This window comes from Streptomyces kryoterrae (genome assembly GCF_054072135.1).
Window position 1 is genome coordinate 284924 of record NZ_CM133358.1, and the last position, 18188, is coordinate 303111.

The 18188-nt window shown below is 74.5% G+C and carries 1 protein-coding gene; it reads right to left on the reverse strand.

Going from position 1 to position 18188, the window contains the following annotated elements; genetic code table 11:
* Positions 1–38: 38 nt before the first annotated feature.
* Positions 39–18140: an SDR family NAD(P)-dependent oxidoreductase gene (locus ACW4TU_RS00860; RefSeq protein ID WP_457423553.1), complete on the reverse strand. Its 18102-nt coding sequence runs from the start codon at positions 18138–18140 to the stop codon at positions 39–41.
* Between the last annotated feature and the right edge of the window lie 48 nt (positions 18141–18188).

Here is an 18188-nt window from a genome sequence, read left to right on the forward strand (position 1 = left end):
CAGCCCCGCCGGGCGTTCCGTTCTGGCTTCCCTCATGGTCATTCCGCCGTCACCCGGCCGTTCGCGGCGCCGTGACCGAGCAGTCGCAGCAGGGCGTCGACCTCCGCGTCGGGCAGAGCCGAGACCATCCGGTCCAGCTCGTCCCCGGCCGGGTCGGGACCTGGGTCGACCGGCCGGACCGCGGGTGCCCCGTCCGAAGAGGGCGCTTCCCGCGGTACGCGCGCCGCTGCCCCGGCCGGCCCCGTGCCGGACGTCGTCGCGGGCAGGACGTGAGCCAGGGCCTCCGACCGCTCGGCGAGCAGCCAGCGGGCGAGCCGGCCCATGGTGATCTGCTCGAACAGCAGCGTCGCCGGGACCCGGCCCACGTGCTGTTCGATGGCCTTGTTGAGCTGGAGCACCACGAGGGAGTCGACACCGTAGTTCTCGAAGGTGGCGTCCGGGTCGAGCTGCTCCGGGGGCATCTCCAGCACCCCGCCGAACACCCGGCGTACGAACTCCTCGGCCGCGGCGTACCGGTCCGCGGCCGCCGCACCGTTCCCTGCCCGCGCGCTCTCCCCCACCGTGGACCGCGCCGCCGGGGCGGCTGTGCCGGACGCTGCGGAGGGGGCGGGAAGCGCGGCGGTGTCGACGAGCACCCCGTCGCTCTCGGCGACGATCAGGCTCTGGGTGACCTCCCCCTGCTGCGGCAGCCCGTGGGTGACGACCCCCCGGAAGCCGCAGTCGTGCAGGACGTCGCGCCACGAGCGTTCGCCGAGCATCGGCGTACCGGGGATCCGGTGCTCCGGGTCCTCGTACGCCCACCAGCCGTCGGTCAGGCCGAAGACGAGGGTCAGCACATGGTCGGCCCGGACGCCCTCGTTGGCCAGCAGCAGACCGCCCGGCCGGAGCAGCCGCTTGACCCGGTTCAGGGTGTCGTGGATCCGCCGGGTGGCGTGGAGGACGTTCGTCCCGAGCACGACGTCGTAGCTCTGCGGCGGGAACCCCTGCGCGTCGAGGTCACCCTCGATGTCCAGGACGCGGAAGTCGGTGAACGGGTGGCTTTCACCGAACGTCTGCCGTCCATGCCTGACGAAACCAGCCGATATGTCCGTGTACGTGTACTGCACCTGTCCGGCGAACGGCTCAAGCGCCGCCAGTACCTCGCGGGTGGTGCTTCCGGTGCCCGCGCCGACCTCCAGAACCCGGATCCGCGCCGTCGGATCGGCGGCCCGACGCCCCTCGACAAGGCGGCGTACCGTCGCGGCCAGATGTCCGTTGAGCCGGTCGGTGATCGGGTTGCCCTGGTAGACGGCGGTCACCGCGTCCAGGGACCCACCGGGGAACAGCACCTCGGTCGCGGCGGTCGTTCCGGCCAGCACCCCGCCCAGCTCGCGCGTGCAGCGCAGCAACAGACCGGCCACCGCCGCGGTCCACGGCTGCCCGGCGGGCAGCTCGGCGCGAGCGGCCTCCGGGTCGGCGAGCACCCGCCGCGCCTCCTCCCCCTCCACCGGGGGCAGCGCGAGCACCTCGTCGCCGTCGCGCCGCACCAGACCGCCGAGTTCGAGCACGTCCAGCAGGACCTCGTACAGGCGGTGGTGACGGGACACCACGCCGAGTCCGCGGCGCATCTCCGTCACGGAGCGGCGTTCGCCGACCTGGCACAGCATGCCCGCCCGCTGGAACGTACCCAGCAGCAGAAGCTGCCCGAGGCGCTCCAGGGCATCGGACGCGGCGGCCTGCCGTCCGATCCTCACCGACTCCTCGGCGCCGGTCCGCAGGGGCTGCGCACCGGCGTCGACGACAGCCGCCGAAGGGTCGGCCCGGTGCGGCCGCACCCGGAGGGACGGGTCGACGCCGAGCGCCTCCAGGACCGGCTCGGAGGCACGGGTGGCCAGGATCCGGGGCAGGCCGGACGCCAGGAAGCGCGCCACGGTCTCCATTCCCTCCTCGGCGCCGATCGGCCGGATTCCGGCCGCGACGAGCCGGCGCAGCACCGCCTCACGGTCCTCGTCGCCGCCCGCGTGCCAGTAGCCCCAGTTGAGGGTGCGGACGGGGAAGCGGGCCGTGCGGGCCAGGTGACGGGCCAGGGAGTCGGCGAACGCGCAGCCTGCCGCGTAACCGGCCTGGCCCGCGTTGCCGGCGATGGCGGTGCCGGAGGAGTACAGGAGCAGGAAGTCCAGCGGCTCGTCCCACACAGCGCGGGCCAGGTTCCACGTGGTGTCGACCTTGGCGGCGAGGACCGTGCGCAGGGCCTCCTCGTCGAGTTCGCGGACCGGTGCGGCGTCCAGCAGCATCGCCGAGTGGATGACACCGTGCAGCGCTCCGAACCGCTGTTTGGCGCGGGCCACGGCGTCCCCCAGGGCCGCCGGGTCGGCCGCGTCGCAGACGACGTACAGCACCTCCGCGCCTGCCCGTTCGATTTCGGTGAGCCGCGCCCTGCGGCGCTCGTCGGGTTCGGTGCGGCCCACCAGCACCAGCTTGGCCCGGTGGGCGCGCGCCAGGTACAGGGCGGTGTCGTGGCCGACCGCGCCGAGACCTCCGAGCAGGAGGTACACCCCGTTGTCGCGGAAACGGACGTGACCGCCCTCGTCCACCGGGGGGAGTTCCACGGGCTCCAGGCGCAGCGTGCGGCGCACTCCACCGCGCAGCGACACCGCCCGTGCCCGGACCGGGAACGGCTCGGCCACCAGCTGGGGGATCGCGGCACCGCTCTCCTCGCCCCGGACGTCCACGAGGACGGTCCTGAGCGCGGGGAACTCCTTGTCCAGGACCGAGCAGTAACCCCACAGTCCGGCAGACCAGGGCCGGGACCCCTCGTCGTCGCAGAACGGGAGGGCGTCCGTGGTGACCACCTTCAGCCGCACCGCTCCGGAACCGGCGCCGCGGACCAGCAGGCCGTGCGCCAGCCGGTGCAGGGCGACGACCTCGTCCTGGGCCGTGCGCGCCTCGCCGCCTGCGGCGGCGTCCTGGGCGCCGCCGAGGAAGTACACCAACCCGGGCGGCGCTCCCTGCGCCAGGACGTCTTCGGAGGTCCTCTCGAACGTGCCGTCCGCCGCGAGCCAGAGGTGGCGGACCTCGTCGCCCCGGCCGAGGTGCTCGTGCCCGAGGGCCAGCGCCAGAGTGCGGGCCGACGCCGGCGCGGCGATGAGAACGGTCTCCCGGCCTGCCGCGATGTCCGCGCCTGGGGCCGGAGCGGGCGCCCAGCGGGGCCGGTAGCCGAACTGCTCGTATCCGCCGTGCTTCTGACCGGCCGGTTCGCGCGCGGGACGGCAGGCCAGGTCGTCGAACCGCACGCACACCCGGCCCGCGTCGTCGAGCAGTTCGACGTCGTACCGGTGTCCGCCGCGCGCCCTCACATGCGACCAGCCCGTGGCCGGGACCGGCCGCAGCAGTTCCATCCGCTCGACGGCGAAGGGCAGGAGCACCCCCTCACCGGGGTCGAGCAGGGCGGCGAGGGTGTGCAGCGCGGCGTCCGCCATGCCGGGGTGCAGGACGTGCCGGTCGGTTCCCGCGTACTGCCCGGCGGGCAGGACGAGGCGTGCCAGCGCCTCGCCGCCGCCCGTCCACACCTGTTCCACGGCTTGGAAGTACGGCCCGTACCGAAGCCCCTGGCCGGCCAGTCGCGCGTACAGTTCGCCACCCGTGCGGGCGGTGAGGCAGCGCGCCCGGACCTCCTCGACGGACACCGTGTCGGCGCCGGACCGCGGTTCGGCGTCCGCCAGGAGCCCCTGGGAGTACAGGACGGCCGCGCCGCCCCCACCGCCACGGATCTCGTAGCGGACCGCGCCGCTGTGTCCGTCGGTGTCCGGCTCGGTACGCACAACCAGTTCGGCGAACCCGCCGTCCGCGTCGACGGGTGTCGTCCAGCGCACGTCCCGCAGGACGCGCGGCCGGCCCACGGGGGCGGGCAGCGCGGTGAGCACCAGGTCCAGGTGGGCGACCCCGGGCAGGATGCTGCGGCCCAGCACCAGGTGGTCGCGCAGCACCGGTTCGGTGGCGTCCAGCCGCCTGCGGTGGGGGGCCGGCGACTGCCCGGCGGGGGTGGTGCCGGCCGGGCGCCGTACGATCCAGTGCCGTTCCGGGGCGAAGGGATACGTCGGCAGCGACACCCTGCGGGCCGGGCGGGGCCGGACCTGCTGGAGCACGTCCGCGTCCAGCGCCAGGCCGGAGGCCCACAGCCGGCCGAGCCGGTCGAAGTCCCCCGCCGCGGCCAGCGCGAGCGCCAGGTCCCGGCCCTCCCGCACCGCGGTGAGCAGATCACCCACGGCCTCGTTCGCCTTGGCGCTGGAGCGGATCACCCGGTCCCCGGCCTCGCCGCGGACGAACGCCTCCAGCAACTCCACGGCCTCGTCGATTCCATGGACCGTCGCCGCCAGTCGCTCCGTCATCGCCTCCCGGCCCGCTTGGAAGGTGTGCGCGACGTCGGCGAGGGCCGGCGGGCGGCCCTCGTCGCTCTCGCGGCGCAGGAACGCGGCGAGCTGCTCCGCCTGGGCGCGCAACCGGTCCTCGCTGCGCGCGGAGAGCGTCAGCAGCTCCGGTCCCGGCATGCTCGGTGCGGCGATGCCGTGCCGGTCCGGCGCGCCGAGGTACTCCTCGAGAATGACGTGCGCGTTGGTGCCGCCGGCGCCGAAGGAGCTGACGGCGGCCCGGCGGGGCGTGATTCCGGCGGAGCCGGACGGGGGCTGCCAGTCGGCGAGTTCGCGCTGTACCCGGAACGGGGATCGCCCGAAGTCGATGACCGGGTTGAGCCGGTCCGCGTGCAGCGACGGGGCCAGCTGCCCGTGCCGCAGCTGCAGGACCGCCTTGGTGACGCCGGCGATGCCCGCGGCGCCCTCCAGATGGCCGATCGCCGACTTCGCCGAACCGAGTGCGCAGAAGCCCAGGTCGTCGGTGTAGCGGCGGAAGGCACGTTCCAGGGCGGTGTGTTCGATGGGGTCGCCCAGTTCGGTGCCGGTGCCGTGGGCCTCGACGTAGCCGATGGTCCGCGGGTCGACGCCCGCCCGGGCCAGGGTCTCCTCGACCAGGGCCTGCTGGGCACGGGGGTTGGGCACGGTCGGACCGCTGGTGTGCCCGCCCTGGTTGACTGCGCTCGCCCTGATCACCGCGTGAATGCGGTCGCCGTCGGCCTCGGCCTGCGACAGCCGCTTCAGCAGGACCGCGCCCACGCCCTCGCCGGGCACGTAGCCGCTGCCGCCGGCGCCGAACGAACGGCAACGGCCGTCCTTGGCGAGCATGTTCAGCCGGCTGAGGTGGACGTATCTGGCCGGGTGCGCGGCGATGTTGACGCCGCCCGCGATCGCGTAGCCGCACTCGCCGCGGCGAATGCTCTCGCAGGCGAGGTGGAGCGCGACCAGGGACGAGGAGCAGGCGGTGTCCACCACCATGCTGGGGCCGCGGAAGTCCCCGAAGTACGAGACGTGGTTGGCGATGGAGGAACGGTTGGCCAGGACGGTGACGGGGTTGCCGCGGAAGGACTCCTCCGCGGCGAGGACCGCGTAGTCGCCCCACATCACGCCGACGAACACGCCGACGTCGCGGCCCTCGGCCGAGAAACGCGGCCGGGGAAGGGCGTCGAGAGGGTAGCCGGCGTCCTCCAGCGCGGCCCAGGCGGTCTCCAGGAACAGCCGCTCCTGCGGGTCCATGGTCTTGGCCTGCATCGGGGAGATCCGGAAGAACAGTGAGTCGAAGGCGTCGACGTCGTCGAGGAATCCGCCCCACCGGCTGTAGCTCCGGCCCGCCGCGGAGGGATCCGGGTCGAACACCGCCTCGGCGTCCCAGCGGTCGGCGGGCACCTCGGTGACACAGTCCCGTCCGGTCCGCAGGTTGTCCCAGAACTCGTCCAGGTCGCGGGCCTTGGGGTACCGCCCGCTGATCCCGATGATCGCGATGTCGTCCTGGGCGCCGGCGGCCGGCGCCGGAGTGACGGAGACCTTTGCCGTCGGCGGCCGGGACACGGCGGGCGCCGTCGGTGCGTGCCCGGCCGGCGCCGGGTCCGCGGTGGGCACCGGGGTGACCGGCGCCGGCGTCTGTTCCTGGCCGAACAGGCGCACTACGGCGTCGGAGTGCTCCAGGAGCAGGTAGTCCGCCACCTCCGCCACCGTGCGGTACTCGAAGAACAGGGTTCCGGGCAGGCCGGGGAAGTCCCGCCCGAGGAGGGCGTTGGCCTCCATCACCAGTACGGAGTCCATCCCGTACGAATCCAGCGTGCCGCGGCTGTCCAGCCTGGCCGGCGGGAGCTTCAGCACCTCGGCCAGCCGCTGCCTGACATGCTCCACGAGCCGTGGGCGAAGCTGGGCGGCCGGCCCGGGCCCGGCGGCCGGCGCGGGCGTCGGAACCGATCGTGCCGCCGGAACGGAGGCCGCCGCGACCCCCAGCACGCGATCGATCGTGGCGCGGTCGCCGGCGGCCGGTATCAGCACCGGGGAGGTGTGGGCCCAGGCCCGTCGGAACATCCTGAGTCCGTCGTCCGCGGTCACCGGCCGCATCCCGGTAGTGGTCCGGTAGCGGCTCACCTCTGCGTCCCCGAGTGCGGAATCCACACCGCCGACCGTCCACAACGGCCAGTCGAGGGACAGGGTCCGTCCGTGGCGGCGGCCTTCGGCGACCCACTGGTCGCGTCGCTCCGCGTAGCCGTCCAGGAAGCGGTTGGCCGCGGCGTAACTGCCCGCGCCGAAGTCGCCGAGGGCGGCGGAGACGGACGAGAAGAGCACGAAGAGGTCGAGCGGCTCGTCGCGGGTCAGCAGGTCGAGGCTGACGGTGCCGCGGGACTTGGCGGCCAGCACCCGTGCGAACTGCTCGCGGTCCGCCTCCGGCAACGGCGTCGGGTCGAACACACCGGCAGCGTGGAACACGCCGTCGAGCCGCCCGAAGCGGTCCCTGAGCCGGGCCAGGGCCCGCCGTACGTCGTCGGGCACCGCGACATCGCCCTGGACCGCCAGTACCTCGGCGCCCAGGGCCTCCAGCCGGTTCACCTCGGCCCGGGCGGCCTCGCCCAGCGGGGAGCGGGCCAGGAGCACCAGCCGGGCACGGTACTGCTCGGCCAGGTACCGCGCGAAGACCAGCCCGATTCCGCTGGTGCCACCGGTAATCAGGTACACGCCGCCGTCCCGCAGCGGTACGTCGGCCGGCGATGGGGACGGCGTGGCGGAGCGCACGACGCGGACCAGGCGCCGGCCGGACTCGTCGTAGCGGATCTCCGCGGTGCGCGGGGCGGCGCCCGGCGGGACGGCGAACTCGTCCAGCAGCGTGCGGGCGAGCCACTCCGCGTCCGGGGAGGGGCCGTCGTAACGGACGGAACGCAGCCATGACCCCGGCTGTGCGGCCTCGACGACCCGGCACAGCCCGGACGTGGCCTCCCGCGCGGGCACCGCCCGGCCCGCCGGTGCGGTGTGTCCGTACAGCAGCCGGAGCCTGCCGTGACCGGGCCGCGCGGCCTGCGTCAGGTACAGCATCGGGAAGAGCCCGGTGTCCAGCGCCGCGTCCAGCCGGGCGAGTTCCCCGGCCGGTTCGGCGTCGTCGGGGCGCGGGACGCCGTCGGGCGTCAGGTCCCACAGATGGAGGACGTCCAGCGCGGACCGGGCGCCGCCGTCGGCGACCTCCGTCAGCAGCCGCCGGTAGTGACCGGCGTCCAGCGGGTCGACGGTGTATTCGTCGGGACCTTCGGCGTGGAACCGGTCTCCGGCCGCGACCCGTACCACGCGGGGCCACCGGCCGGAGCGGGCCAGCAGCCGGGCCGGCTCCGGGCCGGCGGCCAGGACGAGCAGCGTCCCCCGTTCGGGGTCGGCCGGCCCGGCGGGCTCGGGGGCGCCCTGCGGCTCCCAGCCGTACTCGTAGAACAGCGCTTCGGCCGGGGCCTCGCCCGTCGTGGGCTGTTCGGGCTCTGCCGGGGCGCTCAGCACGCGTCCGGCGAAGTCCCGCATCCGGACGAGTTCGCCGCCCTGTTCGTCGACGACGAGCACGTCGAACCGCTGGACGGCCGCCGGGCGTGGGCCGGAGGAGCGGGAAGGCACCGCGTGGGCGAAGCAGACCGGCGGCAGTGGCCGCAGAACCTCGATCGCCCCGAGGGAGAACGGCACCACCAGGTCGTCAGCGCCCGGCGTGCTGTGGCGGTTCATCCAGTGGACGGACCTCAACAGGCCGTCCAGCAGGGCGGGGTGCAGGGTGTAGCCGTCCGTGTCCGTGGCCGCCGGCCGTTCGGGCAGCCGGACCTCCACCAGCACCTCGTCCGCGCCGATCCGTACCTCCCGCATCACCTGGAAGGACGGACCGTAGTGGAAGCCGGCCTGCCGGTAGTCGCGGTAGACCTCGGTACCGACGCGTGCCGTGGCGCAGCGGCGGCGCACTGCCGCGAGGTCGAGCGGCGGCCCGGCCGGCTGCTCCGGTCCGGTCGCCGCGGCGCCGCGGACATGGGTGACACGGTCCTGTCCGGCCTCGCTGAACACCTCGAACGCGACGGTGCCGGCAGGGTTCGCGCCTTCCGCGCCGTCCGCGCGCAGCGCGACGAACACGTCGAGGGCGTCGCCCGTCACCTCGACCGGACGTCCCCACATCACGTCGCGCAGTGCGGTCGGCCCGCTGCCCGCCGCGCGCTCGACCGCGGCCCGGACCATCTCCAGCAGGGCGGTGCCGGCCAGCAGCCGGCGCCCGGCCACCTGGTGGTCCTCCAGCAGCGCGTCGTCGCGGCGCAGTGTGGTGCGGAACCGGGTCTCCGTGAGGGTGGACTCGTTGGCGTCGAGCAACGGGTGGAGGGCCGCGGCGCCCGCGCCGGCCGGTGCCTCGTCGAGACCGCCCAGCCAGTAGCGTTCCCGGGCGAAGGGGTAGCCGGGCAGCGGGACGCGCCGCGGCGGGCGGGCGGCGCCGTTCAGGGCGGATGCGGGGAACGCCTCCTCGACCGGATCCGCTCCGGCCAGCCACCGGCGTACCGCGGCCTGCGGGCCGGCGCCCGCGGCGTCCGGGTCCAGGTCCGGCGCGGGACCGGTACCGACGCGGCCGTGCCACAGCCCGGCCGGGGCGGCGCCCTCGGAGAACGCGAGCAGCGCCTCGGCCACGGCCGCCCCGTCGTCACCGACCACGGCCAGCCGCTCGGCCATGGGCTCACGCCCGTACCGGAGGGTGTGGGCGACGTCCGCGAGGTCCACCCGCTCGGTGCGCAGGAACCGGTCGAGCCGTCCGGCGTACTCGCGCAGCCGTTCCTCGTCCCGCGCGGACAGGATGTACACCAGCGGTTCGGGGGTGCGCTGCCCGGCGGCCGGGAGGGGCGGGGCGGGCTCGGGGCGGGGTTCCTCGGCGAGCACCAGGTGGGCGTTGGAGCCGCCGGCGCCGAACGAACTCAGCGCGGCCCGCCGTGAGCCGCCGTAGGGCCGCGGCCAGTCGGCGAGTTCCCGCTGCACACGGAACGGGGAAGCGGCGAAGTCGATGTTCGGGTTGAGCTCTTCGGAGTGCAGGGACGGGACGAGACGGCCGTGCCGGAACTGCAGCAGCACCTTGGTCAGGCCCGCGATTCCCGCGGCCGCCTCCAGATGGCCGATGTTCGACTTCAGCGACCCGACGGGGCAGTACTGCCGCTCCCCCTCGACGTCCGCCGGGCCGCCGCCCTGTTCGAACGCCTTGCGCAGCCCGGTGATCTCGATCGGGTCGCCGAGCGAGGTACCGGTGCCGTGGGCCTCGACGTAGCCGATGTCGCGGGGCGCGGTGCGGGCCCGCTGAAGGGCCCGCTCGACCACCTTCTGCTGGGCATTGGGGTTGGGCACGGTGTAGCCGTTGGTCCGGCCGCCGTGGTTGACGGCGTCGCCGAGGATGACGCCGTGGATGTGGTCGCCGTCGGCCAGGGCCCGCCGGACCGGCTTGAGCAGGACCGCGCCGACGCCCTCGCCGGGTACGTAACCGGTGCCACCGGCGCCGAAGGACCGGCACCGGCCGTCGGCGGACACGAAGCGCCCCTGGCTGAGGTAGACGTACTTGTGCGGGTGGAGGGAGAGGTTGACCCCTCCGGCGATGGCCAGTTCGCTCTCGCCGTCACTCAGGCTCCGGCAGGCCAGATGGATGGCGGTGAGCGAGGACGAGCACATCGTGTCGACCGCCAGACTCGGTCCGGCCAGGTTCAGCACGTAGGACACCCGGTTGGCGATGGACGCCTGCAGCGAGCCGGGGACCGGTCCCTCGCCGCGCAGGACCCGGTCGGCGCCGTAGAGCTGGTACTCGGCGTACATGGCACCGACGAAGACTCCGACCGGCCGGCCGGAGAGTTCCGCGGGACGGTACCCGGCGTCCTCCACGGCGTGCCACGCGGTCTGGAGGAACAGCCGCTCCTGGGGGTCCATCAGCTCCGCCTCGCGCGGCGATATCCCGAAGAACAGGGGATCGAACCGGTCGACGTCGTCGAGGAATCCGCCCCACTTGGCGTAGGCGCGGCCGGGGACCGGCGGCCCGTCCTGGAAGAACCGGTCGTGGTCCCAGCGCTCCCGGGGTATCTCGGTGACGCAGTCCCGGCCCTCCACCAGGTTCTGCCAGAACTCCTCCAGGCCGGCGGCCCTCGGGTAGCGGCCGCTCAGCCCGATCACCGCTATCGCGTCGTCCGGGTAGTCCAGGCCGTCGTCACGGTGGTGGCCGTCCCGGCCGACGCCGACGCCGACACCGACGGTTTCAGCGAGGGACGCGGCGGGCGCCGGCACCGGTGCGGGTACCGGCACGGCCTCCGGTGCCGGCCGCGGCGCTCCGCCGAGCTCGCGCAGCCGTTCCGCGTGGTGGTCGGCGAAGTAGCCGGCGAGGTCGGCGAGGGTGGTGTACTCGAAGAAGAGGGTCTTGGACGACTCTCCGAAGCGCTCCTCCACCGCGGTGTTGAGCTTGACGATCAGCAGGGAGTCGATTCCGTAGCGCTCCAGCGGAGCCTGTGGGTCGATGGTGGCGGCGTCCAGCCTGGTCTGCGCCGCGAGGATCTCCCGCAGGAGCCCTTCTGCGACCGACCGCAGGTCCGGCCCGGGCTCGGCGCCCGCCGCCACCCGCCGGCCCGGATCGGGCTCGTCCGGCCGCGCCGCGGGCGGTGCGACGGGCGTCAAAGCGGCCTGTACGGTCGCGGGGTCACCGAGCGCGACCAGGACCGGGCCGCCCGGCAGGCCGAGGGCGGTCTCGAACGCCGCGAGGCCGGCCTGGGCGGGCAGCGCGGCGGAGCCCTGGCGCCGCTCAAGGAGGGCCGCCGAGGCCTCGTCGGCCCTCATCCCGCCGTCCCGCCACAGCGGCCAGGCGATCGACAGGGAGGTACCGCTGCGCCGGCCGGCTGCCACCAGCCGTTGGCGGTGGGCCATGGAACTGTCCATGAAGGCGTTGGCGAAGGCGTAGTCGGCCTGGCCCGCGTTGCCCAGCGGCGCCACGACCGACGAGAAGGTCGCGAAGAAGTCGAGGGAGTGGTGCGCCGTCAGCCGGTCGAGGTGGACCGTGCCGTGCACCTTGGGCGCGAGGACGGCCGCCAGGTCCTCCGGGGTCTTGGTGAGCAGGAAGGAGTCCCGCAGGACGCCCGCGGAGTGGATCACGCCGTGCAGCGTCCCGTGCGCGGCCTCCACCGCCGCCAGGACGGCGCGGACGTCGTCCTGGCGGGAGACGTCCGCCTGGAGGTAGCGGGCCGTCCCGCCGGCCGCGGCCAGCGCCTCGGTCCGTGCCCGGATGTGCTCGTCCGGAGCGGAGCGGCCGACCAGGAAGAGGTGGGCCCGGTAGCGGGCGGCCAGATGGTCGGCGAGCAGCAGTCCGAGGCCGCCCGCCCCGCCGGTGATCAGGTAGACACCGCCGTCCCGCAGCCCCGCGCCGCCACCGCCGGCCCCGGTTCCGGCTCCGGCTGCAACTCCGGGGGAACCCGCCGTGTCGATCACCTCGTACCGGCGGACCAGACGGAGGTCCTGCTCGTACCGGACCTCGGTCTCCCGGTCGAAGTCGGCGCCGAACTCCTTCAGCAGCAGGGGTATCCGCTCGGCGAGACCGTCCGCGGCGACGCCCGCGACCCGGTAGACCAGCGCCGGGTTCTCCAGCCGTGCGGTGCGTGCGAACGCCGCGACCGCCTCGTGGACGGGCAGGGCTTCGTCCGGGCCGAGTGGGCCGGCGCCGAGCGGGTGGACGAACAGGAGCTGGGTCCGCTCCACCGGCCGCCGTGCCAGCAGCGCCCGGGTGAGGTCGAACAGCGAGCCGACGCCCGTGTCGAGCAGGTCGGCGCCGAACTCGTCGGACGGCTCTACGGTCTGGCTCCAGGCGTGCAGGATCCGGCGGGGTGCGATCCTGGCGGCGTCCAGTGCCGCCAGCAGTTCGGCGAAGGCTCCGGGCCGCCCGGGAGCGACCTCGTAGGTGTGGTCGTCGGTTCGACGGAAACCGGGCCCCGGGGTCACCAGGACCACGGGAGTGTCGTGCTCACCGGCGTCCCGCAGCGCCCGACGCAGTGCATGACGCGGTCCCTCGCCGTCCGCGAGCAGCAGGAACGGGCCGCTGCCCGTGCCGGCAGCCACGCCGGCGACGGGCACGGGCGACCACTCGCCGCGCAGGAAGACCGGGGCCGGCTCCGTCCTGCCATTGGGCTCGGCGCCGGACGGCACTCGGCGCAGGACCAGGTCGGACAGCCGGACGGCGACGGCGCCGTCCTCGCCCACCAGGGCCAGGTCGAGCCGCACCACCTGGTCTCTCCCGCCTCGGGGCGCACCGGCGGATCGGGTCACGTGCACCGTGCACGGGCCGTGCAGCGGCCTGTGCGGGCGGAGTTCACCGAGCCGCATGGGCAGGTAGGTGGCTCCGCGGTCCTCACCCGACACGGCGAGCAGGCACACCGCCGCCTGGAGGGCGCCGTCCAGCAGCGCCGGGTGCAGCAGCGAGGTGTCCGGTCCGCCGAAGTCCGGTGCCGCCGACCCGGCCGCGCTCTGCGGTACGTCCAGCACGGCCACCGCTTCCTGGCCGCCATGGTGTCTGAACTCCCGCAGGGCGCGCAGGCTGGTGCCGTGCGCCACGCCACGCTCGCCGAGCAGGTCGTAGCAGGTGTCGGGCTCGACGCGGGTCGTGCAGCGTCGCAGGACGCTGTCGAGGTCCACCCGCTCGGGCGCGGGTGCCGGTGCGGTGGCGCTGTCCGCCAGCGCGACTTCGCCGCGCGAGTAGACCTGTTCGCCGCCGCCGGACTCCGTGCCGTCCGCGGTCACGGTGAAGCGCAGGAATCCGCCGACCTGGGGCTCCCACCGGACCCGCAGGGTGCGGGCGCCGGACCGGAAGGAGAGCATCTGCTCGAAGCCGGCGTCCCGTATCGCCTCGACGGTCCTTCCGCCGGACACCAGTTCCGCCGCTGCCCGCGCCAGCTCCAGGTGCACGGCCGCGGGGAGCACGGCCACACCCCCGATGAGGTGGTCCGCCAGGTACGGTTCCCTGCCGGTGAGGGTGACCGTCGGGCAGCTCCGCCGCGCGTCCGCGGGGTCCGCGAGCCCACGCAGCGGCGGCTCCACCGGAGCAGGCACCTGCGGGGCCGGCTCCAGCCAGTACCGTCGCCCTTCGAACGGGTACGTCGGCAACGGCACCCGGCTGCGCCGCTGGCCCCGGTAGAAGCGGGCCCAGTCGACCTCCGCGCCGGCCAGCCAGGCCTCCCGCACCGCGATCAGCGGTGACTCCGCCCGGGCCTCCAGGACCACCTGACCCTCCCGGGAGGCTTCGGCCAGGGGCAGGACGCGCAGCCGCGTTTCCCGTCCCGGCTGCCGCGTGTCCGCTCCGGCGAGCGCGCCGGCCGCCTCGTCGAGCCGGAGTGCGCCGGCCAGACAGGCCGCGACCAGGTCCCCGTCGCCTTCGGCGAACAGCGTCTCGGGCCGCAGTCCCCAGTCCTGCCAGAGTCCGGCCAGGGCGTATCCGAACGCGAACGCCCTGCCGCGCGGGCCGCCGCGCAGCGCACCGGCCGCGACGCACTCCTCGTACCGTTCGGCGAAGACTGGTTCGGCAGCGGCGAGTACGGCTGCCAGCCGGCCGTCGGCGTCCGCGCCGGAGCCGGGAAAGGCGAAGGCCACGGAGGGCGGGACGTAGCCGGCTGTCGCGGCGGCGCCCGCGGCCCCGGTCGGGTCCGCCAGAAGCCGTACGGCCTCGTCGGTGTCCCGGCACAGCAGCGCCCGGCGGTGGCGGTGGGCGGCCCGACCGACCGCGAGGGTGTGGGCGACGTCCGCCACCGGCACGTCGGGATGGCGCCGCAGGTGTGCGGCGAGCCGGACGCCGATCCGGTCCAGCGCGGACGGCGTTGCCGCCGACAGCACCAGCAGCTGTTCGGCGCGGGACGGGCCGGAGGGCTCTCGCGGGGGCGCCTCCTCCAGGACTGCGTGGGCGTTGGTGCCGCCGACGCCGAAGGAACTGACTCCGGCACGGCGCGGATGCCCCTGCACCGTCCACGGGGCGAGCTCGGCGGCGACGCGGAACGGGGTGTTCTCGAAGTCGATGGCCGGGTTGGGGCGGCGGTAGTTGATGCTCGGCGGTATGGTCCGGTGCTGCATCATCAGCACCACTTTGATCACGCCGGCCACGCCGGCCGCCGCGTCCAGGTGACCGATGTTCGGCTTGACCGAACCGATGGCGCAGTAGCCCTTCTCCATGGTGGTGCGCCGGAACGCCTGGTCCAGTGCCGCCACTTCGACGGGGTCGCCCAGCCGGGTGCCCGTGGCGTGCGCCTCCAGGTAGGTGATCGTCCCGGCGCCGACCCCGGCGGCCTGCTGGGCCATGGCGATGACCGCGGCCTGTCCGTCACGGGCGGGCGCCGCGTAACTGACCTTGTCGGCGCCGTCGTTGTTGGTCGCGCTCCCCAGGATCACCGCGTGGATCGTGTCGCCGTCGGCAACGGCGTCGGACAGCCGTTTCAGCGCCAGAACGCCCACCCCGCTGCCGAACACGGTGCCGCTGGCGTCGGCGTCGAAGGCACGGACGCGCCCGTCGGCCGAGAGGATCGAGCCCTCCTCGAAGAGGTGGCCCTTGGTCTGGGGGACACGCACCGACACCCCGCCCGCCAGCGCGAGGTCGCAGTCGCCGACCCGCAGGGCCTGACGGGCCACGTGGATGGCCACCAGGGACGTCGAGCAGGCGGTCTGGACGGTGTAACCGGGACCCCTGAGGTTCAGTTTGTAGGCGACGCGGGTGGCCAGGTAGTCCTTGTCGTTGGCGAACATCACCCGGAAGTACTCGGACGCCGCCGTCCGGTCGGTGCCGGGCAGCACGTTCTCCTGCAGGTACGTGTTGTTGGCGGCGCCGCCGAAGACACCGATCGCCCCGGGGTGGCGTGCGGGGTCGCAGCCGGCGTGTTCCAGGGCCGCGTGGCAGGTCTGGAGGAACAGCCGTTGCTGGGGGTCGGTGACCTCCGCCTCGGCCGGCGTCAGTCCGAAGAAGGCGGCGTCGAACAGTTCCGCGTCGGGCATCGCGCCGAACGCCTTCACATAGCGCGGGTCGTGGACGAGGTCCTCGGGCACCCCCGCGGCGAGCAGTTCCTCGTCGGTGAAGCGCGCTATCGCCTCCCGGCCGCCGCTCAGCAGGTCCCAGTACTCCTCCAGGTCCGCCGCCCCGGGAAGCCGGGCCGCCATGCCCACGATGGCGATGGCTCCGTCCCTCGCCTCTGCGGGGAGCGCCGCGGGGGCGCCGGTGCCGGGCCCGGTCGTCGCCTCACCGCCGGTCGCACCGCGCAGCTCACCGGCGAGGAAGCGGGACAGGCTCTGTGGCGTGGGGTGGTCGAACACCAGCGTGCGGGCCAGCCGCAGACCGGTGTCCTGGGCGAGCCGGCCGCGCAGTTCAACCGCCAGCAGGGAGGTGAAGCCGAGGGTGACCAGGGAGGCGCCGGCCCAGTCGGGCGCCAGGTCGTCGAGAGAGTCCACGCCCAGCAGGGCCGCCGCATGGGCGGCGATCAGGCCCAGGAGCTCACGCTCCGCCGCGGCCCGGGGCATCTCGGCCAGTCGGTCGAACGGGGCTTCGCTCTCCGCCCGTTCCTCGGCGGGAGCCGGGTCGCCGGCGCGGGTCGGCACGAGCGGCTCGACGGGCGTGGCCGGTACGGCGGCCACGCCGTCGAGTACGGCGGTCCAGTCCACCGGCACGCCCCGCACATGGAGTTCGGCCAGCGCGCCCAGCAGGGCGGCCGGTCCGTCCTGGGAGCGCCGCAGAGTGCCGACGACGACACCGTCCGCCTCGACCCCGGCCGCCTCCAGGACACTCGACACGCCCATGGCCAGGGCCGGATGGGGGCTCAGCTCGACGAAGGCCCGGTAGCCCTCCTCCACCAGGGTCCGCACGGTCCCCGCGAACTCCACCGTCTCGCGCACGTTGCCGAACCAGTAGGAGTTGTCCAGCTCGGTGCCGCGCAACGGCTCACCGCTGATCGAGGACCGCATGGGCAGTTCGGCCGGGCGGGGCGTGATCGAGGCCAGGTCGCGCATCATCCGGTCCCGGACTGCGTCGAGGTGTGTGGAGTGCACCGCCAGGTCCACCCGGATCAGTCGCGCCCGGACGCCCTCCGCCGTGAGCTCCTCGACCAGGTGGACCACGTCCTGGCGGTCACCGGAGACCAGGACCCAGTCGACTCCGTTGACCGCGCCCAGCCCGATCCGGCCGTCGTAGCCTGCGAGCCGTTCGCGCACGACGTGCGGCGGGAGTTCGACGGAGGCCATGGCGCCGGCACCGGCCAGGGTCGCCTGGGCCTTGCTCGAATGGGCGGACACCGCCGCCGCGTCCCGCAGGGACAGGGCGCCGCTGACATACGCGGCGGCCATCTCGCCTATGCAGTGCCCGAGTACGGCCGACGGTCGCAGCCCCCAGGATCGCAGCAGGGCGTGCAGCGACACCATGACCGTGAACAGCGCGGGCTGCACCACGTCAACCCGCTCCAGCGAGGCCGCTCCCGGCCGGCCGCACAGCACGTCGGTGAGCGACCAGTCGATGTATGGCGCGAACGCCTCGGCACAGCGGTCGGCCTCGGCGCGGAACACCGGCGAGGACTCCATCAGGTCGGCGGCCATGCCCTGCCACTGGGATCCATGACCGGGGAAGACGAAGACCGGCCGACTGTCGGTCACGGACACCACGCCGCGGGTCACTCCGGGGGACGGTCTGCCGGCCGAGAGTGCGGCCAGGCCGCGCAGGAGACCGGCGCGGTCGGTCCCGACCACCACGGCCCGGTGGCCTCCGGCGGAGTCCGCGGCCGCGTCGGCGGCCAGCGACCCGGCGATCTCCAGGGGCGACTGCTCCGGCCGTGCCTCGACGGCCGCGCCGACCTCGGCCGCCCGTCTGCGCAGCGCGGCCTTCGACTTCGCCGCCAGCACCCAGGGCACCGCCACCCCTCGGGCCGCACTCCCCTCCGGTGCCTCGGCCGTCGGGTCGGGGCGCGGGTCGACAGGGCGGTCGGGCAGCCGGATCCGGCGCCTGCCCTGGCCCTCGTACACGTTCTCCCACTCGATCTCCGCGCCGCCGACCCAGGCTCGGCGCAGGGTCTCCAGGGGGTTGTCGGAGCCGACTGTCAGCACGAGGTCCTCGGGCTCGGATCCGGATCCGAGCGGCAGGATCTCGAAGGACGGCCTGCGGCGCGCACGCCGACCCGACGTCATGGCCGCTTCCGGCTCCCCCAATGACGCCACCGCGTCCGCCAGGCTGAGCGCACCGCCGACACACGCGGCGACCGCCTCCCCCACTCCCCCGGCCCGCAGGGCACGCGGTTGGAGACCCCAGTGCAGCCAGAGTCGCACGAGCGCGTACTGGTAGGCGAAGACGGCGCCGGCGGCGCCCTTCTTGAGGGCTCCGGCGCGTCGGCACGCCCGGTGGAAGCCGGCGAACCGGGGGTCGGCGTTGATGGCCTCGGCGGCCAGGCGCGCGACGTCCGGCACATCGGCCGGTAGCTCCAGGACCAGGGCGCGCGCCCCGGGGCCGACTTCGCCCTGGGACGGTGAGGCCTCCAGCAGCCGGGCCGCCTCCTGCGGATCGTGGCAGATCACGGCCCGCCGGTGACCGCGGGCCCGGCGCCCCACGGCCAGCGTGTAGGCCGCGTCAGGAAGGTCGGCGGCCTGGAGCCGGCGCAGGCGCCCGGCGATTTCGGCGGCCGCCGCGTCCCGGGCCTGGGCGGTGTCACCCGACACCACGACCAGGGCCGGCGCCCCGGGCGATCCCACGGTCGACAGGGTTCCGTCGCGCTTCGCATCCAGCGTGGACATCTTTCCTCTTCCTGGCTTGCCCGTCAGGTCCCGAAGGGTGTGCGAACG